Raw genomic sequence first — 22,745 nt, forward strand, 5'->3', positions numbered from 1 at the left:
CGGGCGGCGGCGGTGGCCTGCGCACCGATCATCGCGCGTTCGGCCAGACCGCGCCGCGCGGCCTGGCGGCCGACTACGAGGACGCCGTCGCGGGCCGCACCGGCGGCGTGATGAAGCGCTGCAGCGATGCTCGCGCGCATTCAATCGTCGGCGCGCCAGATCCACGGCGCCAGCGAGCAGATCGCCGCCGCCAATCGGGACCTGTCGGAACGTACCGGCCGCCAGCTGGCCGCGGTCGACGAGGCGGCCACCAGTATCGGCGAGCTGCGCGGGCTGGTCGAGCAGATCCACGTGCGCGCGCACGAGTCCAGCGCGATGGCCAGCCAGGCGCGCGACGCCGTCGGGACCGGCAGCGCGGTGGTGCGCAGCATGCGGGCGTCGATGGATGCGGTGCAGGCGCGCTCGCGCGACATCTCCGAGGTGGTGGGCGTGCTGCAGGGCATCGCCTTCCAGACCAATCTGCTGGCGCTGAACGCGGCGGTCGAAGCCGCGCGCGCCGGCGCCGCCGGCCGCGGTTTCGCCGTGGTCGCCAACGAAGTGCGCGCGCTGGCGCAGCGCAGCGCGCAGTCGGCCCGCGATATCGGCGGACTGCTGGGCGAAGCCACCCGTGACATCGAAGCCGGCGCCAGCCTCAGCGGCGAAGTCGAACAGGCGATGGCGGCAATCGAGCAGGCGGTGGTGCGCAGCCATACGCTGGCGGAACGGCTCAATGGCCTGGCCGAGCAGCAGGCGGCCGGAATTGCCGTCGTCGACGGCGCCGTCGCGCGCCTGGACGGCACCAGCCGGCAGAACGCGGGACTGGTGACCACGGTGGCGCAGCAAGCCGAATCGCTGGACTGGCAGGCCGGCGAACTGGCGGCGGATGTGGGGCGCTTCCGCTTCTGAACCAGGCCACCGGGCGCCCACACCGCCAGTGAGCGGTGTGATCGCGGTAGTTCCGCAGTGCAGAACTACCATTCTGCATTGCGGTTGACGACGCCATCGAACGATGTAACCATCGCGGATAGACCAAGCCGGCCGCCGCGCCGGCAACGCCATTCCGGAGTCTTCGATGAGCAGCACCTTCCGCGCCGTTTCTGGCGCCGCTTCGTCCACCGCTTCGTCCACCGCTTCGTCCACCGCTTCGTCCACCGCTTCGTCCACCGCTCTCACCGCCAGCCCGCCGTTCGTGCCGCCCTGCGCCCGACTGCATCAGGCCATCGCGCCCTGGGTAGCGGACCGTCCCGATGTCGTCGCGCTGATGGATGGCGAGCGCTCGATCCGCTATGGCGAGCTGGACGGCGCGGTGCGCCAGACCGCGGCCACGCTCGCCAAGGCCGGCGTGCGGGGCGGGGACCGGGTGGTGCTGGTGACCGAGAACAGCGTCGGCTGCGCGGTACTGATCCTGGCCCTCAGCTCGCTCGATGCCTGGGCCATTCCGGTCAACGCCCGCCTGTCGGCGCGCGAGATCGACAACATCATCGAGCACGCGGGCGCCCGGCTGGCGCTGTACCTGGACAACGCCTATCCCGAAGCACGCGAGCACGGCCTGGCGCGCGGCGCGCAGTGGGGCGAATGGCCGCATGTGGGCCGGCTGCTGATCGGCCAGCTGAACACCGAGGCGGTACCCGAACCGGTGCAGGCGGACGCGCGCGAGCAGGTTGCCGCGGTGATCTACACCACCGGCACCACGGGCGCGTCGAAAGGCGTGATGCTGACGCATTCGAACCTGATGTTCATCGGCCACAGCAACCGCGTGCAGGCGCGCGTGCAGCCCGGCGACCGCGTCTATGGCGTGCTGCCGATCTCCCACGTCTACGGCCTGTCGGTGCTGCTGGTCGGTCCGTTGTCCAACGGCGCCACGGTCTACTACGAGCCGCGCTTCCGTCCCGAGCGGCTGGCGCGCGCGCTGGTCGAGGAGAACCTGTCGGTGCTGCACGGCGTGCCGGCGATGTACGCCAAGCTGATCGAATGGGGCCGCAGCCAGCCCACGCCGCTGCGCGCGCCGGCGCTGCGCATGGCGCAATCGGGCGGCGCGCCGCTGACCGCCACGCTGAAGGCCGCCTTCGAACAGACCTTCGGCATCACGCTGCACAACGGCTATGGCATGACCGAAACGTCGCCGACCGTCAGCCAGACCCGCGTCGATGCGCCGCGCAGCGACTGTTCGGTGGGCCAGGCGGTGCCGGGCGTCGAGGTGCGGCTCGGCGATCCGCTGCCGGACGGCAGCGGCGAGCTGCTGGTGCGCGGCCCCAACGTGATGAAGGGCTACTACAAGCGCCCCGACCTGACCGCGCAGGCCATCGATGCCGACGGCTGGCTGCATACGGGCGACTTGGCCAGGATCGACGCCGACGGCGCCATTTCCATCGTCGGCCGCTCGAAGGAAATCATCATCCATTCGGGCTTCAACGTGTATCCCGAGGAAGTCGAGCAATCGATCAACGCCTACCCGGCGGTCGTGCAGTCGGCCGTGGTCGGGCGTGCGGTCGAGGGCAACGAGGAGGTGATCGCGTTCGTCGAGCTCCGCGCCGGCATGACGCTCGATCCGGCTGCCCTGAAGGCCTTCCTGCGCGAACGGCTGTCGCCGTACAAGATCCCGGCGGACATCAAGGTGGTCGCGCAATTGCCGGCCGCGCCGTCGGGCAAGATCCTGAAGGCCCGGCTGCGCGCGATGCTGGCGGCCGGCGAGTTTTGAGCCCGGACCTGGGACCATCATGGCCAGCGACGATCAGGCGCACGGAATGCCGGCCGCCTCGGTGGACGAGGCGGAAGCCGGCCGGGCTGGCGCCGGCGACGATGCCCCTCGCCACAAGGAGGACCGCCACTTCGTCACCGCGCTGGCGCGCGGCCTCGATGTGCTGGCGTGCTTCCGCGGTTTCGACGCGCAACTGGGCAACGCAGAACTGGCGCAGCGCTGCGGCCTGCCCAAGTCGACCGTGTCGCGGCTGACCCATACGCTGACCGAGCTCGGCTATCTGCGCCTGGAGCCGGACGCCGGCAAATACCGCCTCGGCAGTTCGGCGCTGGCCCTGGCGCCGACCGCCCGCGAAGGCGCCGATGTGCTGGCGGTGGCGCGGCCGCACATGCAGCGCCTGGCCGATCTTTCGCAGGGCGTCGCCTCGCTGATCCTGCGCGACCGCGGCCGCATGCTGATCTTCGAGAACTGCCAGGCCGAGAGCTATCTGACCCTGCGCGTGGCCGTCGGCACGCGCATCTCGGGCCTGACCACCGCCGCGGGCCGCGCCTATCTGCTGGCGCTGCCGCCCGCCGATGCACAGCAGGCGCTGGCCGCATTCCGCGCCAACGACGCGCTGTCCGAGGCCGAGGCGCAGGCGGTGCTCGCGCGCAGCCGCGACGAGGTCCGGCGCATCGGCTGCACCAGCTCGTTCGGCGAATGGCTGCCGGACATCAATTCGATCGCGGCCGCCTTCCATCCGGGCCCCGCGCTGCCGCCGATGACGTTGAGCTGCAGCGGCCCCAACGCGGTCGTGCCGCCGCGGCATCTGCTCGACGTGGTCCGTCCGGTGCTGATCGAATGCGTCGCGCGTATCGAACGCGAACTCGGCGGCAGCGCAAGAACGGACAGCACGCCGCGGCGCTGAGCGCCGGCAGGCAAGCGGCCAGCGTCGAGCGGCCTGCCGTTTGCCACACTGACCGCACCAAATTCGCAAGCATGCCGGCAGCTCGCCGCCATGATTCCGGTGTCCCGCAAATCGATCTGCCCCGCCTGGCGGGCGTGGCCGATCGAAAGCGGCAATCCACTGCCGCGCGCCGCCGCGGCCTTCACCGGACCGACCCTCGCATGCCCACCCTGCTCTGCTGTGCGCGCCGCTTCCATGCGGCGCACTATCCGACCCCACGCGATTTCTTCAACGCCGTCGCCAAGGGCACCGACGAACGCACCCTGCGGCGGATCGTCGTGGAACGCGCTCCGTTCTTCGTCGGCGGCCGGGGCTACAGGCTCGTCGTGCAGAATGCCGGACGTCCAGACGAAGGCGGGCCCGCCGACATCCGGCTGGAGCGCAACTGGCGCGAATTTGGCTGGTTCCGTCGCATCGTGCTGACGCTGCTGAGCTGCGTCGTGCCGCGCGACAGGCAGCGCTGCGAGCGCCCCACTCGCGGTCAGTTTTCGGCGATGTCGTACACCATCGCGCGGCTGCGACAGGGGGCCAGCGTCGCCGTGCCCATTGTGCCGCGTCCCCGGGACGCGCCGGCGCAGGCGGTGGAGCCGGAAACCTGCGCCGCGGAACCGCGACCGCCGATTTCTGCGGTGCTGACGCCCGAAGCCGGCCGCGCAAGGATCAGGTTGTTGCTCGAGCGCATCGACAAGGCGAACTGTTGCAAGCTGTTCGCGAACAAGGCGAAGTGGTGCAAGGTCGTTCGCTCGATCGCCGGCAACGACCCGCCGGAGTGCCACGACGTCGTCGCTGCGACGGTGCTGGCGCAGATGGCGGCCGTGGTCACCTACCTGCGTCGCCACCGCACGGGGAACGCATCGGCCTATGCCGAGGTGATGGGCATTCTGCAGGCGCTGCACGACGCGGCCGAAGCCAACGACGACAGGCTCGCCGACCTTGCCGCTCGCCTGACCGCCGTATGGAAGCAGCACTGGTGGCGCGGCGAGATTCCGCGGTATTCGGCGTTCGCCGCCTTCCGGCTGCCCGGCGCCGTGGCCCGGCGCATCGGCGCCTTCCTGCGCGCCGACTCGCTGCTCTTCGGCAATGAACTATGCACGCTGGAGCTGCGCGACCGCCAGATCAAGCGTCTGATCGCCGCCGCGTCGGCAAAGCCGGCTCCCGCCGTCCCTGCCGACGGCGCCGACAGCGCCGCCCCCGCCGTCGGTCCGGCGGCCTCCTCGGCTGCTAGGGCTTGAGCCGCATCGCCGGCGTGATCTGCCGCGGGTCGGTGCACAGTTCGAGCAGCGCCGGCCTGCCGGCGGCACAGGCGCGCGCGAACGCGTCGGCAAACCCGTCGGCGCTGGTCAGCCGTTCCGCCCAGGCCCCACAGGCCTGGGCAAGCGCGACGAAATCCGGATTGACGATGCCGGTGCCGCTGACGCGGCCCGGATAGCGCCGCTCCTGATGCATGCGAATCGTGCCGTACATGCCGTTGTTGACGACCAGCACCACCACATTGGCGCCCACCGCGGCCGCGGTGGTCAGCTCCTGCGGATACATCTGGAAGCAGCCATCGCCGGCGAAGCAGACCACGGTGCGTTCGGGGTGGCGCAGTTTCGCCGAGATCGCGGCCGGCAGCCCGTAGCCCATCGCGCCGCAGGTCGGCGCCAGCTGGGTGCGCGGCCGGCGATAGGCGAAGTAGCGATGCAGCCAGACCGCATAATTGCCGGCACCATTGGTGACGATCGCATCGTCGGGAAGCGTGCGGTTCAGATGATCAACGACCGCGGTCATGTCGACACCGGTGGCATCGGCGTGCGGCGCGGCCGGTGCGACGAAGCCTTGATGATCGGCGCGCGCCGCGGCGGTCCATTCGCGCCAGCGGACGGTGCTCGGTGCCGGCATGCCCGCCAGCATCGCGGCCCCGGGACCGATGCCGGCGTGGATCGCCAGTTCGGGCTGGTACACCCGGCCCAGCTCCGCCGCATCGGCATGGATATGCACCAGCCGCTGGCGCGGCCGCGGCGGCTCGAGCAGCGTATAGCCGTCGGTCGCGACATCACCGAGCCGCGTGCCGAAGGCCACGATCAGATCGGCACCGCGCACGCGTTCGGCCAGCCGCGGATTGACGCCCAGGCTCAGATGGCCGACGTAGTGCGGATCGCGATTGTCGAGCACGTCCTGACGGCGGAAGGCGCAGGCCACCGGCAGATCCCACGCATGCACGAAGCGCGCGAACGCGGCCGCGTCCTCGTCGCGCCAGTTGGCGCCGCCGGCGATCACCAGCGGACGCTGCGCGGCGGCCAGCAGCCCGGCCAGCGTGGCGGCATCCGCGGCCGAAGGCGAGGCGACCACGGGCCGATACGCGCCGGTGTCGCGGCAGACGGCATCGCCATCGAGCACATCCTCGGGCAGCGCCAGCACCACCGGCCCGGGACGGCCAGAGGTCGCGACCTGGAAGGCGCGCGCGACCAGTTCGGGAATGCGCGCCGGGTCGTCGATTTCGGCCACCCATTTCGCCATGCCGCCGAACATCGCCGCGTAATCGACTTCCTGGAAAGCCTCCCTGCCGCGGTGCTCGCGGGCGATCTGCCCGACGAACAGGATCATCGGCGTCGAATCCTGCGCGGCAATATGGACGCCGACGCTGGCATGCGTGGCGCCGGGCCCGCGCGTGACAAAGCAGATGCCGGGGCGGCCGGTCAGCTTGCCGTCGGCCTCGGCCATATTGGCGGCCGCGCCTTCGTGCTTGCAGACGATCAGCTCGATCGCAGGCTGATCGTGCAGCGCGTCCAGCACGTCGAGAAAGCTCTCGCCCGGCACGCAGAACACGCGCTCGGCGCCGTGGATGCGCAGCGCATCGACCAGGATGCGGCCGCCGCTGCGTGGCGCGAGGGGCTGCGTGGCGGCGGCAGGATCGGGAGAACCAGGAGAACTGACAGACAGGGACGAACTGAGATCGGCGGTAGGCTGGGTCATCGGCGGGCTCATCGAATCGACATCGGAAACGGAGGCGGCTGCGGCTGCGGCTGCGGCTGCGGCTGCGGCACCGGCAGCCAAGGCAGCGGCATCGGAACGGGTGCCCCTGCGTCGCCCCATTGTGCAGGCGAACGCCAAACGGGGAACGAGACAGGACCGATTATCGCGCCAAAATTCCGGACCGCCGCGGCGCACCGCCGCCCAGGGCAATGGCCGCGGGGCCGCACGGCGCTTATCATGGCTGGCCGCCGCGGGCCAAGCCAATGCCGGCTCCAATCGGAACGGCAATGACTACCGGCAACGAACGCGGGGAACGAACCCCGGGAGCGAACCCGGGCGACAACAGAACGACGAGAGCGAGACGATGAACGACGCGAAGACCGAACTCCTGCTTCCGACCGCGGACCTGCACCGATGGGTCGCCGAGCTCTGGCTGGCCGCGGGCTCCGGCGCGCGCGAGGCAACGCTGACCGCGGACCACCTGGTCGGCGCCAACCTGAGCGGGCACGACTCGCATGGTGTCGGCATGATCCCGAAGTACGTGCTGTCCTGGCAGGCCGGCGAGCTGCAGCTGAACCGCCAGGTCAGCGTGGTGCAGCAGGCGGGTAGCCTGCTGGGCCTCGATGGCAATCGCGGCATGGGACAGGCGGTGACCGAGCAGGCCATGGCGATGGCGATCGACCGTGCGCGCGAGCATGGCGTTTGCGTGATGGGACTGCGCCATTCGCATCATCTGGGCCGCGTCGGCCATTGGGCCGAGCAGGCCTGCGCGGCCGGCATGATCTCGATCCACTTCGTCAACGTGTTGTCCAAGCCGATCGTCGCGCCGCATGGCGGCTACGAGGCGCGCTATGGCACCAACCCGTTCACCATCGGCGTGCCGGTGCCCGGCGCGCCGCCGCTGGTGCTCGACTTCGCCACCAGCGCGATCGCATTGGGCAAGGTCCGCGTCGCCCACAACAAGGGCGTGCCGGTGCCGCCCGGCTGCCTCGTCGATGCCGAGGGCCGCCCCACCACCGATGCCGGCGTGATGTATCCCGCGGACGGCGGGGCGCGCGGCGCGCTGCTCGGCTTTGGCGAGCACAAGGGCTACGTGCTGGCGATGATGTGCGAACTGCTGGGCGCCGCGGTGACCGGCGGCCATACCATCCGCCCAGAGACGCTGACGCACCGCCACGCGGTCTGGAACAATATGCTGGCGATCGTGTTCGATCCGGCCAGGCTGGCCGACAGCACCGCGTTCGGCCACGAGGTGCAGGCCTTCGTCGACTGGGTGCGCGCGTCGCGCCGCCAGCCCGGCTGCGATGCGATCCTGCTGCCGGGCGAACCCGAACGCGAGGCGCGCCGCCGCCGCGCCGAAGCCATCCCGATCGACGCCGGCACGCTGGCCGAGCTCGACGATGCGGCCGCGCGGGTCGACACTGCGACCGGGCGGTCGCCGGGACCGCTGTCGCGGCTATGCAGGCGCTGACGCCAGCGCCATTCCACTTCCCGCGCCATGTTCGCGCTGTCTTTTTTTCTCTCTATTCCACGGAGTCCCCGATGCCCCATCTCGTCATTGAAATCACCGAAAACGCGCGCCTGAACTGCTCGCCCGAGGAACTGCTGGACCAGGCCAACGCCGCGCTGCTGGCCTCCGGGCAATTCCAGGAACCCGATATCAAGTCGCGTTGCATCACGCTGGAGACCTATCGCCAGGGCACCGAACCGGTGGAGCGCGCCTTCGTCCATGGCCGGCTGTCGATCCTCGATGGCCGCGATGTCGCGACGCGGCAGGCGCTGGGCCAGGCGGTCTGCGAGGTGCTCGCCGAAGCGGTGCGCTCGGGTGCAAACAACACGCCGGTGCAGATCAGCGTCGAGGTGCGCGAGATGGAGCGGGCCAGCTATGCGAAGCAGGTGATCGGCGGCTGAAGACGTCTTCCGCCACGATGGCCGGCTGCGTCCGCTATTGCGATGTCGTCGCGGATGCGGCCGACGGCGCCGCCGCGGATGGGGTTGCCGCGGCCGTCGTTGGCGCGAGCCCCGGCACCGGCGCAGCGCTGCCGTCCAGCCCCAGCACCGACAACATCACGCCGGTCTGCCACGCGAAATACGGGTTGTAGGTCAGCCGCGCGTGCACCTTGCCGGGCTCACGATAGCCCCAGTCCGAGTACCAGACCTCGCCGCCGTCGACACAGCGCCGGTACTCGGCCGGCTCCTGCCCGTTCAGGCAAAGCCGCAGCGATCCCTGCCGGCCATAGAGCGGATTGGCATCGGAAAACAGCACGCCCATGTGCGAGAACTGGCTGATGCGCTCGGCCGGCAGGCGGTCGGGGCGGACCAGCACGCGGCCCGCGCCGGCATTGGGCACGGCATCGGCACTGGCACTGGCACTGGCATTGACAACGGCATCGGCGCCTGCGTTGCCCTCGCCCGCCCCATACCAGATCAGCCGGCTCGCCGGATGCGTGAAGCGCGTGCCGAACACTTGCCTCACGTAGTGCGAGTCCACCACCGAATCGTGCTCGGCGACGATCAGCAGCGCCGGCTTGTCGTAAGGCCGCGCGTTCAGCGCGGCGCGCGCCGCGACATTGCTGCGGTAGTACTGCGCGAAGCCGTTGGTCGGCGTGTTCAGGTAGCGGACCGGCGTCTGCTGCGGGCGATCGTCTCCGGTCGACAGCAGCCACGGCACCACCGGCGCGAGCCACGGCGTCAGCCACTCCCACCGGCTGCCGGAGCGCAGCGCCGGCGATACCAGCAGCAGCCCGGCGACCTCGGGGTGCGCCTGCGCATAGTCCAGCACCAGATTGGCGCCGGTGGAAAAGCCGCCGAGATACAGCGGCCCCTCGCCGACGGAGTCCCGCAGCGCCGCGGCCTGCTCGCGCAGCACGCGCTGCCAGTCTTCCAGCGTGACGCCCATCAGGTCCGATGGCGCGGTGCCATGGCCGGGCAGCAGTACTGTGCGCACCAGCAGCCCGCGCTCGGCCAGCCGCGGTGCGATATCGACGAAGGACCACGGCGAATCGCCGAGCCCGTGCACCAGCAGCGCGCCACCCCGAGGGGTGCCGGCCGGGCGCCATTCGCGCGGCAGATTCCATTCGGTCTCGGCGCGCATGTCGGCCGACACATAACGGCGTCGGCCTTCCAGCGCGGCCAGCGCTTCCGCGCGATGGGCGGCGAAGGTCGGTGCGATCGAAGGCCGCGGCGCCACCGCGTCGTGCCGGGCGGTGACGCTGCAGGCCGAAGCGAGCACGATCAGCCCGGCGGCGACCGGGATCATCGCGGCGATCCCGAGGCGGCGGACACGGTTTGCCATGCGCACGCTGCGCGGCGTGCGCCCGCTTTCCCCGCCGATCATGCCGTGGCCGCCTGTGTCAGCGCAGGCAGGCTGTCGGAAGTCGGCGCCTGCGGCGGCAGCGCCGGCAGCGTCAGGCCGATGCAGACCACGCCGCGCGACTGGCGCGCGAACACGGCGCCGCCATGCATCGTCGCGATCGCCTTGACGATGGCGAGGCCAAGTCCGTGGTTCTGGCGGCTGTCGGCGCGCGCGCTGTCGACGCGGTAGAAGCGGTCGAACAGGCGGTCCATCTGCGCGGTCGACAGCGGGTCGGCCTCGTTGCGCACCGCGATCGTCACCGCGCCGGCATCGTCGCCGATCTCGACCGCGACCGGCCGGCCGCGCAGGCCATGCTGCAGCGCATTGCCCAGCAGATTGGTGATCGCCCGCTGCAGCAGCGAGGCGTTGACGCGGGCACGGGCGTCGCCGACGATCTCCAGCATCGCGCCGGCGTCCTCGAACAGCATGTCGAGAAAGTCCGCGCTGCGCCGCACCTCATGCGCGACCGACACCTCGACCAGGTCGCGCGCGAGCGCGCCGCGGTCCGACTGCGCCAGAAACAGCATGTCGACGACGATGCGGCCAAGCCGCTCCAGGTCCTCCAGGTTCGACTGCAGGATGTCCTCGAGCTCGCGCACGCTGCGCGGGCGCGACAGCGCCACCTGGGTCTGGCCGATCACGTTGCCGAGCGGCGTGCGCAGTTCGTGCGCGACATCGGCATTGAACGCCGACAGCTGCACGTAGGCGCGTTCGAGCTTGTCGAGCGCGCCATTGAAGGCCAGCACCAGGCCGGACAGTTCGGCCGGCAGGTCGGTATCGGGCAGCCGCTCGAGCTTGCGCGGATTGAGCTCGCCGGCATGGCGCGACAGCGCCTCGATCGGCGCCAGCCCGACCTTGGCGATGCGCCAGCCGAGCACCGCCACCGCGAGCACGCCGAGCGCCGAGCAGACGATCAGCGCGATGCCCAGCGCGCGGCTGGTCTGGTAGAACGGCGCCTGGTCGACCGCCACCACCAGCGCCAGCGCCGGGCGCTCGTCCAGCGCGGGAATGATCCGCTTGAGCATCAGGAAGCTGCGGTCGTCGAACTGCACCGTCCAGACGTCCGGCGCACGCTGCTCGGTCACCGCGTCGCGCGGGAACGGCTTGCCGAAGCGGAAGCGCGGGTCCGGCGTGTCGACGAAGTAGCGCAGGCTGTCGTCCTCCGGCGTCATGCCGGTCAGCACCGCGCCGAAGCGCTCCCATTGCGGCTGCGTGCCGTAGTGCGCCGCCTTCGGGCCGATCAGCTGGAAGCGCGCCTCGAGCTCCTCGAGCTGGCGCTTCTCGAGCTCGACGCACTGGACGTAATACATCACGAAGCCGGTGACCGAGAACACCAGCGCCGCCGCGAGGGCGAACATCGCGGCCAGCCGCGTGGCGATCGAACGGCGGCGGCTCACGCGACCTCCTCGGCGCGGCATTCGAGCACATAGCCCATGCCGCGGATGGTATGCAGCAGCTTGGGCTCGCCCGGCCAGTCGAGCTTGGCGCGCAGCCGCTTGATCGCGACCTCGACCACATTGGTATTGCAGTCGAAGCTGATGTCCCAGACCAGTTCGGTGATCGCGGTCTTCGACACGATCTGCGACTGGCGCCGCGCCAGCACCGACAGCAGCGTGAATTCGCGCGCGCTCAGGTCTAGCCGCCGGGTGCCCCGCATCGCGCGCCGCGACAGCAGGTCGATGCGCAGGTCGCCGACTGTCAGCTGCGACGGCTCGCTCTGGCGGCCGCGGCGGGTCAGCACGTTCAGGCGGGCCAGCAGCTCGAGGAAGGAGAATGGCTTGGCCAGGTAGTCGTCGGCGCCGGCATCGAAGGCATTGAGCCGGTCGTCCAGGTCGTCGCGCGCGGTCAGCATGATGACCGGCGTCTGCTGCTCGCGCCGCAGCGACTTGAGCATCGATACGCCGTCGAGGTCGGGCAGCATCACGTCGAGCACGATCGCATCGTAGGGCTCGGTACAGGCCATATGCAGGCCGTCGACGCCGTTGGTCGCGGTGTCGACCACATAGCCGTTTTCCGACAGTCCACGGCGCAGATAGTCGACGGTCTTGATCTCGTCCTCTACCAACAACAGTTTCATGGGTCCGGCCCTCCCGTATCCGGAAAACTCGCGGAAAACTCGCGGAAAACTCGCAGAACAATTCGGCGGCAAGTTCGCGGCAAAGTCGTTGTCCGCAATGTCCGCGCCAACGGCGCGGCGCTGCCATTTCCGGACTATAGGTGAAAGCCGCTGGCTGAACCTGTCAGCGTTGTCAGCTTGCGGCCGCGGCGGCCGGCGCTGTCCGCCCCGACCTTTCCGCCGCGACCTTTCCGCTGTCACCTGCCCTGCACCGCGCCGCCCGCATCCTGACGCAATTGTCAGGCTGGCGTCACTGACGCGTCCGGCCCGGTTCGTAGACTGCTAACCGTGCTTGGCCAAGCCGTCTCCCCTCGTCAAGGTTCCAAGAACCGCCCCGGATCCCAATCTGAAGGAGTGTTGCCATGACTCGACCGACACCAATCGCCGTTCCTCACCGATCTTCCGGCGCCCCGCCCCGTCCGCGTCCGCCGCTGGCGGCGCAGCGGCTGCGTGCATTGCGCCAGCGCTGGCAGGCGCGCCGCCGCGCGATGCTGGCCGCGCTGCTGCCCACCGTCGCGATGATGGTCGGCGCGACCGTCTCGCTGTCGGCCAAGGCCGCCCCGCGCAGCGCCGATCCGTACACGGACGGGGCGCGCAGCGCGACGCAGAAGTTCGATGTGTTCACCGAAGGCGCCAACCGGCTGGGCCCGCGCGACAGCTTCACGCAGGGCGGCCATGCCCCCGACCATCGCGATCGCTTCACCGACGGCGCGCATACGCAGGAAACGCCGGGCGACCATAGCGCCTGAGGCCGACAGTACGCGGCCCCCGCCCTGCTTGCCGCGAACGGTGGGTGGGGCAAATGCCTGGCGGTTAATTGCAAACGACAAAGGCGTCGTGCCGTAACGCGCCAATGAGAAAGGGAGCCGCAAGTGGCTCCCTTCTTCACTGCCTGCCGCGTCAGGCGTTTGCCCGTCGCGGCCACGTCGATGACGGATTACAGCGCAGCGTCCTTGAGCTTCTTCAGCGGACGGACCTTGACCTTGACGCTGGCCGGCTTGGCCGGGAACCAGCGCTCTTCGCCAGTGAACGGGTCCTTGCCGAAGCGCTTCTTCTTCGCCGGCACCTGTTGCGCGGTGATCTTCAGCAGGCCGGGCAGCGTGAATTCGCCGGCGCCCTTCTTGTGCAGCGCGCTGACGATGGTGTTTTCCAGATGGGCGAGCACCGTCTTCACGGCCTTCGGCTCGACTTGCGTCTGCGCGACCAGGTGAGCGACCAGGCTGGATTTATTGAAGGTGTCCTTCAGCGGACGCGGGGTTGCGGTTGCGGGCGCAGCGGCCTTCTTCGCGGCAGCCTTCACGGGCGCCTTGGTTGCCGGTGCCTTCTTGGTCGCGGCGGTCTTGGTTGCAGCTTTCGCGGTCGATTTCGCTTTGGTCGCCATATTGGTCAGATAGAGTTGAACGGTTGGCGCCGCAAACCCCGCGAAAACAGCGTACGGCTGCGGCGGCCACCGAATCATAGCGGAAAGTGACGCATTTCCAAGGGGGTTTGGCCCGTTACCCCCCTGAAACCCCGTAAAAACCCGGTGAAAAGTCCCGCTATCTGTCGCGCCGATGCATCGACGCATGGGCGTGGCATCGCGCGGCATCGCTTCGGCCAGGCCGATGCCATGGCGATTCAATGCGCGTGCGCATCCATCCGTTCGCGCGTATCGCGTGCCAGTCCCAGCGCGAACGCCGTCTCGGCGACCAGGAACAGCGGCCCGATCAGCAGCCCGACCAGGTCGTCGACGAAGGCCGGCTTGCGCCCTTCGTAGTAGTGGCCGACGAACTGGATGACCCAGCCAAGCACGAACAGCCCGATGCCGATCGCCAGCCAGGCGCCCGTCGACAACTCGGCGATCCGATGGCCGACGTAGACGAACAGCGCAAGGATCACCGTCATCGCGATGCCGAAGCCGGCCGACAGCCGCAGATAGAACAGGCACGACAGCAGGTAGACCACGATGGCCGGGGTCAGCACCGCGGCGCCGTCGCCGAGCGGGACCTGCGGCCGCGCCAGCAGCGTCGTGACCGCGAGCACGATCATCGGGATGCCGACGAAGTGGGTCGCCACGTTGCGGCGGTCGCGGTGATAGGCAGCGTATTGGGATAGATGGTCGACCAGCGTTTTCATGGCGTCTCCTGCTGTCTGCGGACATTGCGAACGGCATGCCGTGGCGCGTTGCGAGCGGTTCCGGCCCGGCACGATCGATTTATAGTAATGGGCACGCCAGGCGCGGTCTGTCCGAATTTTGACAGTCCGGCTTTCGTCGCTGGCCCCACCGACGCACCTCGGCCTCGGCTCGAACGTTGCGCTGCGTCGCGAAGACGATGGAGACCACCATGGGCATCCCGCCCCTCGCCTGCCCCACGCGCGACACCGCCGATGCCGCCGATGCGCTCGCGCCGCTACGCACCGGAAGCTGGTTCCGCGGCCTGCCCGCGGACATGCGCGCGGCGCTGCTCGACGGCGGCACGGTACGCCGGCTCGAACCGGGCGAGGTGCTGTTCCAGCGCGGCGATCCCTTCGACGGCCTGTACGCGGTGATCGCCGGCGCGGTGCTGGTGCATGCGCACGATGCCGGCGGCAAGGCCGCGCTGCTCGGCCTGCTCGAGGCCGGGGCATGGTTCGGCGAGATCTGCCTGTTCGACGGACTGCTGCGCACGCATGACGCCCGCGCGGCCACGCGTGCCGCGGTCTGGCACGTGCCGCGCGGGCGGCTCGACACGATGCTCGCCGCGCAGCCGGCGTGGTGGCGCGAATTCGGCAAGCTGCTGGCCGGCAAGACGCGCGAGGCGTTCCGCTATGTCGAGGAGGCCCAGTTGCTGCCGCCGCTGGCGCGCACGGCGCGCCGGCTCGCGGCCATCGCGCGATCCTATGGCGACACGAGCGCCGCCGCGGAAGATCGAATGCGCCAAGCCCATCGCTCGATCCATCTGCCGCAGGAACAGCTGGCCCAGATGCTTGGCCTGTCCCGGCAGACCGTCAACCATGCGCTGCGCGAACTGGAGGCGCGCGGCCTGCTGCGGCTGCGCTATGCCGATATCGAACTGCTCGACCTGTCGACCCTGGAGACCTTGACGTGACCACACCGGTAAACCCATCCGCCCAGCCGGCCCTGGACGGCGCCCGGCTCGACGCCTATCTGGATCGCATCGGCCTGCAACAACGTCCGGCACCCAGCCTCGAGGCGCTCGACGCGATCGTCGCCGCCCATCTGCGGCGCATCCCGTTCGAGAACATCGACGTGCTGCTCGGCCGGCCGATCGATATCGCGCTCGACGCGGTGTTCGACAAGCTGGTGACGCGCGAACGCGGCGGCTACTGCTTCGAGCACAACACGCTGCTGGCCGCCGCGCTGACCGCGCTCGGCTTCGAGGCGATGCCGCTGGCCGCGCGCGTGCGCTACGGCATCGACGAAGGCGTGCCGACGCCACAGTCGCATCTGCTGCTGCGGGTGCGCGTCGCCCATCGCGACTACATCGCCGACGTCGGCTTCGGCGGCCCGAATCCGCCGTGCGCGCTGCCGCTGTCCGAGCCGGCGCCGGAAACGTTGCCGTTCCGGCTGGTCGGTGCGCCGTTGAGTGCGGCGTCGACTGGCACCTTCCACCTGCTCGATCTCGAGCTGAAGACCGAACACGGCTGGACCAAGCTCTATCGCTTCGACCTGTCGCCGCAGGCCTGGATCGACTACGCGGCGCGCAACTGGTATGTCTGCACCCACCCGGACAGCGTCTTTCTGCATCGGCTGATGGCCGCGCGCACCGACGGTGCAGTCCGCCTGACGATAACCAACGGCGAGCTGACCGAACGCGATTCCGATGGCGCGAGCCGCCACGTGCGGCTCGAAACGCCGGAGCAGATCGTCGCCACGCTGCGCGAACGGATCGGCGTGCGGCTGGACGACGAGACGGCGGCGAGCCTGCGCGAGTGGCTGGCGCGGCAAGGGTAAGGCGTGCCGGCGCACACCATGCACGCCGTGAATCCCCCGCAGAAAGAATGCTGATAAGGGCCGCGGAACGTGTGCCGGCCTGTGGACGCGGCCAGACCCACCGACCATAATGTGCCGATCGCCGTCGCCCTGGCATCGCGGGCGCGGCGCCACGCCAACATCAGAATCCACCGGAAAACGGGATCGGTAGAGGAGACACCCATGTCATTGTTCGATCTGAGCGGCAAGGTCGCCATCGTCACCGGCTCTTCGCGCGGCATCGGCCGCGCGATCGCCGAGCAGATGGCGGTCCAGGGCGCCAAGGTGGTCATTTCGTCGCGCAAGGCCGAGGCCTGCCAGGAAGTGGTCGACGCCATCAACGCGAAGCACGGCGACGGCACCGCGATCGCCGTGCCGGCCAATATCTCTTCCAGGAGCGATCTGCAGCATCTGGTCGACGAGACCAACCGCGTGTTCGGCAAGATCGACGTGCTCGTCTGCAATGCCGCGTCCAACCCCTACTACGGTCCGATGGGCGGGGTCACCGACGAGCAGTTCCGCAAGGTGCTCGACAACAACGTGATCTCGAACCACTGGCTGATCCAGATGGTCGCGCCGCAGATGATCGAGCGCAAGGACGGCTCGATCATCATCGTGTCGTCGATCGGCGGCCTGCGCGGCTCGCCGACCATCGGCGTCTACAACATCTCGAAGGCGGCGGACTTCCAGCTCGCGCGCAACCTGGCGGTCGAGTTCGGCCCGCACAATGTGCGCGTCAACTGCATCGCCCCGGGCCTGATCAAGACCGACTTCGCCCGCGCGCTGTGGGAAGACCCGGTGCGCTACAAGCAGTCGACCGAGAACGCGCCGCTGCGCCGCATCGGCGAACCGGTCGAGATCGCCGGCGCGGCGGTCTACCTGGCGTCGAGCGCCAGCTCCTTCATGACCGGCCAGGCGCTGGTGGTCGACGGCGGCGTGACGATCTGAGCGGCGTCACGCTCGCCGTCCGATGGCAACGCCGACCCGCAGTCCACAGGGCAGCGCCGACGGTAGTTCGCCGGCCTGGCCGGCGATCTCGCTGGCCGAAGCCCATGCCCGCCTGACCGCTCCGGGCGCACCGTTCGAAACCGAGGTGCGCGAAATCCGCGGCATTCCGACCACGGTGTGGAAGCACGCACCGCCTACGCTGCGCGACCTGTTCCTGCAGGCCCGCGCGCGCGGCGAGCGCACCTTCGTCGTCTACGAGGACCAGCGCGTCTCCTATGCCGGCTTTGCCCGCGCGGCGCTGGCGATCGCGCATGCGCTGATCGAGGACGGCGTGCGTCCCGGCGATCGCGTCGCGGTGGCGATGCGCAATCTCCCCGAATGGCCCGCCGCGTTCTACGGCGCGCTGCTGACCGGCGCCATCGCGACGCCGCTGAACGCGTGGTGGACCGGCCCCGAGCTGCAATACGGCCTGACCGATTCCGGCTGCAAGGTCGCGATCATCGACGACGAGCGGCTCGAGCGGCTGCGTCCGCATCTGGCCGACTGCCCCGCGCTGCTGCGCATCCATGTCTGCCGCGGCGGCGGGGATGGCGCGGATTGCGGCCATGACACCATGGCGCGGGATGCCGACCCGCGTGTGGTACCGCTGGAGCGGACCACCGGCGACGTGATGGCCTGGGACCGGCTGCCGGAGCTGCCGCTGCCCGACGTCGCGATCGATCCCGACGACGACGCCACGCTGTTCTATACGTCCGGCACCACCGGCAAGCCCAAGGGCGCCATCGGCACGCACCGCAATGCGACGACGGTGGCCTTCTGCGGCGGCTTCGGCCCGGCGCGCAATTTCCTGCGCCGCGGCCAGCCGATCCCCGAACCCGACCCGCTGGCACCGCAGAAGTCCACGCTGCTGTCGGTGCCCTTTTTCCATGTGACCGGCTGCATGTCGGTGCTGAACGGCGCGCTGCACGCCGGCAGCAAGATCGTGCTGATGCGCCGCTGGGACGCGCTGCGCGCGATGGCACTGATCGAGCGCGAGCGCTGCACGGTGGCCGGCGGCGTGCCGACCATCGCCTGGCAGCTGGTCGAGCATCCCGAGCGCGAGCGCTTCGACCTGTCCTCGCTGGAGAGCGTCAACTACGGCGGCGCGCCGGCCTCTCCCGAGCTGGTCCGCCGCATCGTCGAGGTGTTTCCGAAGTCGATGCCCGGCATCGGCTGGGGCATGACCGAGACCTCGGCGACCTTCACCAGCCACAACGCCGAGGAATACCTGCATCGGCCCGACAGCAGCGGCCCCGCGCTGCCGATCGGCGAGATGAAGGTCGTCGACGGCCGCGGCCGCGCGCTGCCGCCCGGCGAGGTCGGCGAGCTGATGGTGCGCGGCGCCAATGTCGTGCGCGGCTACTGGAACAAGCCCGAGGCCACCGCCAGCACCTTCGTCGACGGCTGGCTGCGCACCGGCGATATCGCGCGGCTGGACGAGGAAGGCTTCCTCTATATCGTCGATCGCGCCAAGGACATGCTGATCCGCGGCGGCGAGAACATCTACTGCATCGAGGTCGAGAGCGCGCTGTACGCGCATCCGGCCGTGATGGACGCGGCGCTGGTCGGCATTCCGCATCGCACGCTGGGCGAGGAGCCGGGCGCGGTGGTCGGCGTCAAGCCGGGCGCCAGCGTCACGGAGGCCGAGCTGCAGGCCTTCGTCGCGCAGCGGCTGGCGGCGTTCAAGGTGCCAGTGCGCGTGATCGTGCGTAGCGAGACGCTGCCGCGCAATGCCAACGGCAAGATCCTGAAGTCCGAACTGCGCAAGCTGTTCGACGACGGCGCCAACGCCTGACCGCGCGCAACGCCCGATCTCACGACAACCGGGAGCAATCCATCTTGGCCTCAGCCCCTTCGTCCGCCCGCGCCGCCTGGCGCGGCGCCCTGTCCGTACTTGCCGTCGCCGCCGCGCTGGCGGGCGCCGCCGGTTGCGCCAGCCATGCCCCCATCAGCCGGGCCGGCGACGTGCCGGAACTGCGGCCGGGCGTCCTGGCCGGCTATCTGCCCGCGGACCAGCGTCCCGACAGCCTGCGCCTGGTGCCGCCACCGCCGGCGGCTGGCTCGGCGGCGCTTGCCGCCGACGAGGAAGCGGCGCGCGCGAACCTGGCCAAGGCGGGCAGCCCACGCTGGCAGGTCGCCGTCGAAGATGCCGATCTGAAATTCCCGCAGGCCGCCGAGACGTTCTCCTGCACACTGGGCGTGCCGATCAACGAACGCGATACGCCGCAGCTCTATCTGCTGCTGCGGCGCAGCCTGGTCGACGCCGGCCTGTCGACCTATCGCGCCAAGGACCACTACCGGCGCCAGCGTCCGTTTCTCGTCAACCATCTGCCAACCTGCACCCCGGACGAGATCGACAAGCTGTCCAAGGACGGCTCCTACCCGTCCGGCCACAACGCGGCCGGCTGGGCCTGGGCGCTGATCCTGACCGAGGTCGACCCCGAGCGCGCCGACGCGATTCTCGCGCGCGGGCTCGCCTACGGCCAGAGCCGCCTGGCCTGCAACGTGCACTGGCAGAGCGATGCGAACCAGGGCCGCATCATGGGCGCCGCGACGGTGGCGCGCCTGCATGCCGATCCAACCTTCCGTGCCGATCTTGCCGCGGCGCGCGGCGAGGTGGCGGCCGCCCGGGCCAAGGGCCTGAAGCCCACGCGCGACTGCGCGGCGGAGCGCGCGGCGCTGGGGCAGTAAGGCCCCGCACGCGTCAGCGCACCGGAATTGGCGTGGCGGCCTCCACCGGCACCGCCGTCACGCTGTTCTTGGGGCTGCCCGACACGATGCGGTCCGAATAGGTCAGATAGACCAGCGTGTTGCGCTTGCGGTCGACCACGCGCACCACATGCAGCGTCTTGAACAGGATCGACATGCGTTCGGAGAACACATTGTCCTGCTGGCGCAGCGGCCCCTTGAAGCCGATCTTGCCGACCTGGCGGCAGGCGATCGACGCCTCCGCCGGATCCTCGGCCATGCCGAGCGAGCCCTTGATGCCACCGGTGCGGGCGCGCGAGACGTAGCAGGTGATGCCGTCGACTTCGGGATCGTCGTAGGCCTCGATCACGACGCGGTCCGAGCCGGTGACGCGGAAATGCGTGTTGACGCTGCCGATCTCTTCGGCGTGCGCCGGCGCGATCGTTGCCAATGCCAGCGCGGAAACCAGTGTGGAAACCAGCACGGAAGCCGGCGCGGCGGACAGCGGGCGACGGGATGCGCGCGCCATGGTCAGCTCACCGCGCCCTGGATCTGGTCGTGCCGGCGCTCCATCTCCTGGCGCAGCTGGCGGCGCAGTTGCGCGGCCGCGAAGCGCTGGCGCTCGACCTCGTCGCGCGGCACCAGCGTCGGCACCTCGGCCGGCTTGCCGTCGTCGTCGACCGCGACCATTGTGAAATAGCAGCTGTTGGTATGGCGCACCAGCTTGCTGCGGATATTCTCGGTGATGACCTTGATGCCGATCTCCATCGAGCTGCGGCCGGTGTAGTTGACCGCGGCGAGGAAGGTCACCAGTTCGCCGACATGGATCGGCTGGCGGAACACTACCTGGTCGACCGACAGCGTGACGACATAGCGCCCGGCGTAGCGGCTGGCGCAGGCATAGGCGACCATGTCCAGATATTTGAGGATGGTGCCGCCGTGGACGTTGCCGGAGAAATTGGCCATGTCCGGCGTCATCAGCACGGTCATCGACAGTTGATGCGAGAGGTCGTTCATCGGGAGCGGCGCGAGCAATCGGCGCGGTGTAGTTGAGAATGCGGTAGCGGAATGCGGGGTGGCGCAATGCGTGCGGATTCCGCTTGCAGGATGCGAGTGTAGCGCGGCGCGGCGACGGCGGCGCCAAATGAAAAAAGCGGCCCACATGGGCCGCTCTCCCGGTTGGCATCCGCTGGATGCCCGCTCTTACTTCTTCTTGTTCACAGCGTCCTTGAAACCCTGGCCGGCAGAGAACTTGACCGTCTTGGCGGCCGGAATCTTGATCGTTTCGCCGGTGCGCGGGTTGCGGCCGGTGCGGGCGGCACGCTTGCCGGCGCCGAAGCTGCCGAAGCCCACCAGCGTGACCGAATCTCCCTTGGCAACCGCCTTCTTGATGCTTTCCAGCGCGGCGTTCAGGGCGCGCTCCGCTGCAGCGTTGCTCAGTTCCGCGTCTGCGGCGATGGCAGACACCAGTTCACCTTTATTCATGGCTGTATCCCTTGTTGGTCGTCGTCACCGGTGACCAGCCTGAGCCGTTTCACCGACCGGCGCAGTCTAATCCGCCGCTTGCGCCTTGGGCAATCCCCAGTCGCACCGACGCAACGAAAATGCCGGAAATCCTTCCGTCAAGCGGCTTTCGGGGAGATTTACCCCCTCAATTCCGGGCTTTGACGCGGGTCCGACAGCGGGTTATCCCCAACCTCGGGGCAAAGCGTAAAGGCCAAAAGCCAAGGGGCAAAAGGCAACCGCCGACGGCGGGACCGCCCTCCCCCTCTTATTCGGCGGCCGCGACCGCGGCGGACCGGCGGCCGAGCATCCGCATCAGTACCGCGCCGATGCCGCCGATGGCCATCACCACGCCCAGCGGCAACGCGGTGCCGTCGTGCCACAGGCTGACCGCGGTACCGGCCAGCGTGCCCATGCCGAATTGCAGCGTGCCCATCAGCGCCGACGCGGTGCCGGCGCGGTGGCCCTGATGCGCGAGCGACAGCGCCGATGCGTTGGGCATGATGCAGCCCAGCGCTGCCACGTAGACGAAGAATCCAAGCAGCAGCACCGGCAGCGTCGCCGCGCCGGCGAGATTGGCCAGCGCCAGCAGCAAGCCCGCTGCGCACGGCGCGGCCAGCGCCAGCCGGAGCACGCGATCGAGCGAACGCCCCCGCACCAGTGCGGCATTGAGCTGCGACATCGCGATCAGGCCGAAGGCATTGGCCCCGAACACGAAGCCATAGTGGGAAGGATCGATGCCGTGCAATTCGATCAGCACGAAAGGCGAGCCGGCGATGTAGGCAAACATGCCCGATTGCGCAAAGCCGGCGCACAGCGAATAGCCAAGGAATTCGCGGTCGCGCAGCAGCGCGCCGTAGTTGTGGAAGACCTCGCCCAGGCGCAGCGGGATCGCGCGTCGCGGATCGAGCGACTCTTCCAGCCGGAAATGCACCAGCAGCAGGATCATCGCGCCGACCGCGGCCATCACCCAGAAGATCGCGCGCCAGCCCAACGTGGTCAGGATCGCGCCGCCGACGATCGGCGCCAGGATCGGCGCGAGACCCATGACCAGCATCAGCGACGAGAACGCGCGCGCGGACTCGTGCGCTTCGAGCCGATCGCGCACCATCGCGCGCGCCATCACCATGCCGGCGCAGCCGCCGGCCGCCTGCACGAAGCGCCAGGCCATCAGCGCGGGCGCGTCGCCCGCCAGCGCGCAAGCCACCGACGCGACGACATAGAGGCCGAGCCCCACATACAGCGGCGCCTTGCGTCCGAAGCGGTCGCTGACCGGACCGTAGAACGACTGCCCGATCGCGAGGCCGACCAGGAAGGTGCCGAGCGTCAGCTGCACGCTGCCGATGTCGACGCCGAGGTCGGCGGCCAGCGTCGGGAACGCCGGCAGATACATGTCGATCGACAGCGGCGCGAGCGCGGTCAGCGATGCGCAGATCAGCAACCAAAGCGGGAAGCGCGGCGTCGTGGCCGGGCGAGAGGACTGGGTCATTGCAATGGGGAAGATGTCGTCCGCGCCGGCATGCGAGAGAACAACGAAGACCTGCGCGGCAACGCACTGACGGACGA

At 69.5% G+C, this 22,745-nt stretch carries 22 protein-coding genes; 12 read left to right on the forward strand and 10 right to left on the reverse strand.

All coding sequences use genetic code 11. From position 1 onward, the window contains the following. Window positions 1-126 precede the first annotated feature (126 nt). The 4 genes from LRR16_RS20815 to LRR16_RS20830 all read left to right on the forward strand — a co-directional run bounded on the left by LRR16_RS20815 (window position 127) and on the right by LRR16_RS20830 (window position 4,855). A complete protein-coding gene (locus LRR16_RS20815) occupies window positions 127-885 on the forward strand; it encodes a methyl-accepting chemotaxis protein (protein WP_304524545.1) in 759 nt (252 codons plus the stop codon). 166 nt (window positions 886-1,051) lie between these two features. Further along, on the forward strand, window positions 1,052-2,677 hold the full coding sequence (locus tag LRR16_RS20820) for a class I adenylate-forming enzyme family protein (protein WP_232206984.1): 1,626 nt from the start codon (window positions 1,052-1,054) through the stop codon (window positions 2,675-2,677). Between the two features lie 19 nt (window positions 2,678-2,696). Then, window positions 2,697-3,584, forward strand: coding sequence for an IclR family transcriptional regulator (locus LRR16_RS20825; protein ID WP_232206985.1), 888 nt, complete (start codon window positions 2,697-2,699; stop codon window positions 3,582-3,584). Between the two features lie 200 nt (window positions 3,585-3,784). Next, window positions 3,785-4,855: a hypothetical protein gene (locus tag LRR16_RS20830; RefSeq protein ID WP_232206986.1), complete on the forward strand. Its 1,071-nt coding sequence runs from the start codon at window positions 3,785-3,787 to the stop codon at window positions 4,853-4,855. Here LRR16_RS20830 and LRR16_RS20835 read toward each other — a convergent pair. After that, window positions 4,845-6,578, reverse strand: a complete 1,734-nt coding sequence (locus LRR16_RS20835) for a thiamine pyrophosphate-binding protein (RefSeq protein WP_232206987.1) — start codon at window positions 6,576-6,578, stop codon at window positions 4,845-4,847. The two genes, LRR16_RS20830 and LRR16_RS20835, sit on opposite strands and share 11 nt — an antisense overlap. 364 nt (window positions 6,579-6,942) lie before the next feature. Here LRR16_RS20835 and LRR16_RS20840 point away from each other — a divergent pair, with 364 nt between their 5' ends. Both LRR16_RS20840 and LRR16_RS20845 read left to right on the forward strand, forming a co-directional pair. Then, entirely contained in the window at window positions 6,943-8,049 is a 1,107-nt protein-coding gene (locus tag LRR16_RS20840; protein ID WP_232206988.1) for a malate/lactate/ureidoglycolate dehydrogenase, read from the forward strand. Window positions 8,050-8,120: 71 nt separating this feature from the next. Continuing rightward, window positions 8,121-8,489, forward strand: coding sequence for a 5-carboxymethyl-2-hydroxymuconate Delta-isomerase (locus LRR16_RS20845; RefSeq protein WP_006580094.1), 369 nt, complete (start codon window positions 8,121-8,123; stop codon window positions 8,487-8,489). A 34-nt stretch (window positions 8,490-8,523) separates the two neighbouring features. On the opposite strand, the gene LRR16_RS20850 is transcribed toward LRR16_RS20845, so the two are convergent. From LRR16_RS20850 to LRR16_RS20860, 3 genes are read right to left on the reverse strand one after another with little or no spacing between them, the layout of a single operon-like run. Continuing rightward, on the reverse strand, window positions 8,524-9,873 hold the full coding sequence (locus LRR16_RS20850; protein WP_232206989.1) for a carboxylesterase: 1,350 nt from the start codon (window positions 9,871-9,873) through the stop codon (window positions 8,524-8,526). Between the two features lie 38 nt (window positions 9,874-9,911). After that, complete coding sequence (locus LRR16_RS20855) at window positions 9,912-11,330, reverse strand: heavy metal sensor histidine kinase (RefSeq protein ID WP_232206990.1); 1,419 nt, start codon at window positions 11,328-11,330, stop codon at window positions 9,912-9,914. Then, the gene (locus LRR16_RS20860) at window positions 11,327-12,010 is read right to left on the reverse strand and encodes a heavy metal response regulator transcription factor (protein ID WP_006580091.1); all 684 of its coding nucleotides are present in this window, start codon (window positions 12,008-12,010) and stop codon (window positions 11,327-11,329) included. Before LRR16_RS20860 ends, LRR16_RS20855 begins: the two co-directional genes overlap by 4 nt. Window positions 12,011-12,411: 401 nt before the next feature. On the opposite strand from LRR16_RS20860, the gene LRR16_RS20865 reads away from it, so the two are divergent. After that, on the forward strand, window positions 12,412-12,798 hold the full coding sequence (locus LRR16_RS20865) for a hypothetical protein (RefSeq protein ID WP_231906401.1): 387 nt from the start codon (window positions 12,412-12,414) through the stop codon (window positions 12,796-12,798). 188 nt (window positions 12,799-12,986) lie between these two features. Here LRR16_RS20865 and LRR16_RS20870 read toward each other — a convergent pair whose 3' ends face one another. After that, window positions 12,987-13,430, reverse strand: a complete 444-nt coding sequence (locus LRR16_RS20870; protein ID WP_023264950.1) for an HU family DNA-binding protein — start codon at window positions 13,428-13,430, stop codon at window positions 12,987-12,989. Window positions 13,431-13,666: 236 nt separating this feature from the next. Next, window positions 13,667-14,164 (reverse strand): DUF962 domain-containing protein, encoded by a 498-nt coding sequence (locus LRR16_RS20875; protein ID WP_232206991.1) that lies wholly within the window; start codon window positions 14,162-14,164, stop codon window positions 13,667-13,669. 209 nt (window positions 14,165-14,373) lie between these two features. On the opposite strand from LRR16_RS20875, the gene LRR16_RS20880 reads away from it, so the two are divergent. The 5 genes from LRR16_RS20880 to LRR16_RS20900 all read left to right on the forward strand — a co-directional run bounded on the left by LRR16_RS20880 (window position 14,374) and on the right by LRR16_RS20900 (window position 19,679). Then, on the forward strand, window positions 14,374-15,117 hold the full coding sequence (locus LRR16_RS20880) for a Crp/Fnr family transcriptional regulator (RefSeq protein WP_232206992.1): 744 nt from the start codon (window positions 14,374-14,376) through the stop codon (window positions 15,115-15,117). Continuing rightward, the gene (locus LRR16_RS20885; protein WP_232206993.1) at window positions 15,114-15,983 is read left to right on the forward strand and encodes an arylamine N-acetyltransferase; all 870 of its coding nucleotides are present in this window, start codon (window positions 15,114-15,116) and stop codon (window positions 15,981-15,983) included. The genes LRR16_RS20880 and LRR16_RS20885 overlap by 4 nt, the downstream gene beginning before the upstream one ends. 201 nt (window positions 15,984-16,184) lie before the next feature. Beyond that, complete coding sequence (locus tag LRR16_RS20890) at window positions 16,185-16,949, forward strand: SDR family oxidoreductase (protein WP_232206994.1); 765 nt, start codon at window positions 16,185-16,187, stop codon at window positions 16,947-16,949. 22 nt (window positions 16,950-16,971) lie between these two features. Next, a complete protein-coding gene (locus LRR16_RS20895; RefSeq protein ID WP_232206995.1) occupies window positions 16,972-18,783 on the forward strand; it encodes a class I adenylate-forming enzyme family protein in 1,812 nt (603 codons plus the stop codon). Between the two features lie 44 nt (window positions 18,784-18,827). Further along, window positions 18,828-19,679, forward strand: coding sequence for a phosphatase PAP2 family protein (locus tag LRR16_RS20900; RefSeq protein WP_370646868.1), 852 nt, complete (start codon window positions 18,828-18,830; stop codon window positions 19,677-19,679). Between the two features lie 13 nt (window positions 19,680-19,692). On the opposite strand, the gene LRR16_RS20905 is transcribed toward LRR16_RS20900, so the two are convergent. From LRR16_RS20905 to LRR16_RS20920, 4 genes are all read right to left on the reverse strand, one after another. Further along, window positions 19,693-20,205 (reverse strand): CreA family protein, encoded by a 513-nt coding sequence (locus LRR16_RS20905; protein WP_232206996.1) that lies wholly within the window; start codon window positions 20,203-20,205, stop codon window positions 19,693-19,695. A 2-nt stretch (window positions 20,206-20,207) separates the two neighbouring features. Then, window positions 20,208-20,693, reverse strand: a complete 486-nt coding sequence (locus LRR16_RS20910) for an acyl-CoA thioesterase (protein ID WP_006577832.1) — start codon at window positions 20,691-20,693, stop codon at window positions 20,208-20,210. A gap of 186 nt (window positions 20,694-20,879) precedes the next feature. After that, the gene (locus LRR16_RS20915) at window positions 20,880-21,161 is read right to left on the reverse strand and encodes an HU family DNA-binding protein (protein WP_232206997.1); all 282 of its coding nucleotides are present in this window, start codon (window positions 21,159-21,161) and stop codon (window positions 20,880-20,882) included. A gap of 286 nt (window positions 21,162-21,447) precedes the next feature. Continuing rightward, window positions 21,448-22,668 carry a Bcr/CflA family multidrug efflux MFS transporter gene (locus LRR16_RS20920; protein WP_023264684.1) on the reverse strand — a complete coding sequence of 407 codons (1,221 nt, stop codon included), beginning with the start codon at window positions 22,666-22,668 and terminating at the stop codon, window positions 21,448-21,450. Between the last annotated feature and the right edge of the window lie 77 nt (window positions 22,669-22,745).

Source organism: Cupriavidus sp. UGS-1 (genome assembly GCF_021213615.1).
GTDB lineage: Bacteria > Pseudomonadota > Gammaproteobacteria > Burkholderiales > Burkholderiaceae > Cupriavidus.

Bases quoted from the DNA above. Each gene is read 5' to 3' on its own strand.
- LRR16_RS20865 (WP_231906401.1), top strand. From the start codon at position 12,412: ATGACTCGACCGACACCAATCGCCGTTCCTCACCGATCTTCCGGCGCC.
- LRR16_RS20875 (WP_232206991.1), bottom strand. From the start codon at position 14,164: ATGAAAACGCTGGTCGACCATCTATCCCAATACGCTGCCTATCACCGC.
- LRR16_RS20870 (WP_023264950.1), bottom strand. From the start codon at position 13,430: ATGGCGACCAAAGCGAAATCGACCGCGAAAGCTGCAACCAAGACCGCC.
- LRR16_RS20910 (WP_006577832.1), bottom strand. From the start codon at position 20,693: ATGAACGACCTCTCGCATCAACTGTCGATGACCGTGCTGATGACGCCG.
- LRR16_RS20850 (WP_232206989.1), bottom strand. From the start codon at position 9,873: ATGGCAAACCGTGTCCGCCGCCTCGGGATCGCCGCGATGATCCCGGTC.
- LRR16_RS20830 (WP_232206986.1), top strand. From the start codon at position 3,785: ATGCCCACCCTGCTCTGCTGTGCGCGCCGCTTCCATGCGGCGCACTAT.
- LRR16_RS20890 (WP_232206994.1), top strand. From the start codon at position 16,185: ATGTCATTGTTCGATCTGAGCGGCAAGGTCGCCATCGTCACCGGCTCT.
- LRR16_RS20815 (WP_304524545.1), top strand. From the start codon at position 127: ATGCTCGCGCGCATTCAATCGTCGGCGCGCCAGATCCACGGCGCCAGC.
- LRR16_RS20820 (WP_232206984.1), top strand. From the start codon at position 1,052: ATGAGCAGCACCTTCCGCGCCGTTTCTGGCGCCGCTTCGTCCACCGCT.
- LRR16_RS20880 (WP_232206992.1), top strand. From the start codon at position 14,374: ATGGGCATCCCGCCCCTCGCCTGCCCCACGCGCGACACCGCCGATGCC.
- LRR16_RS20840 (WP_232206988.1), top strand. From the start codon at position 6,943: ATGAACGACGCGAAGACCGAACTCCTGCTTCCGACCGCGGACCTGCAC.
- LRR16_RS20920 (WP_023264684.1), bottom strand. From the start codon at position 22,668: ATGACCCAGTCCTCTCGCCCGGCCACGACGCCGCGCTTCCCGCTTTGG.
- LRR16_RS20835 (WP_232206987.1), bottom strand. From the start codon at position 6,578: ATGACCCAGCCTACCGCCGATCTCAGTTCGTCCCTGTCTGTCAGTTCT.
- LRR16_RS20860 (WP_006580091.1), bottom strand. From the start codon at position 12,010: ATGAAACTGTTGTTGGTAGAGGACGAGATCAAGACCGTCGACTATCTG.
- LRR16_RS20905 (WP_232206996.1), bottom strand. From the start codon at position 20,205: ATGGCGCGCGCATCCCGTCGCCCGCTGTCCGCCGCGCCGGCTTCCGTG.
- LRR16_RS20845 (WP_006580094.1), top strand. From the start codon at position 8,121: ATGCCCCATCTCGTCATTGAAATCACCGAAAACGCGCGCCTGAACTGC.
- LRR16_RS20915 (WP_232206997.1), bottom strand. From the start codon at position 21,161: ATGAATAAAGGTGAACTGGTGTCTGCCATCGCCGCAGACGCGGAACTG.
- LRR16_RS20895 (WP_232206995.1), top strand. From the start codon at position 16,972: ATGGCAACGCCGACCCGCAGTCCACAGGGCAGCGCCGACGGTAGTTCG.
- LRR16_RS20825 (WP_232206985.1), top strand. From the start codon at position 2,697: ATGGCCAGCGACGATCAGGCGCACGGAATGCCGGCCGCCTCGGTGGAC.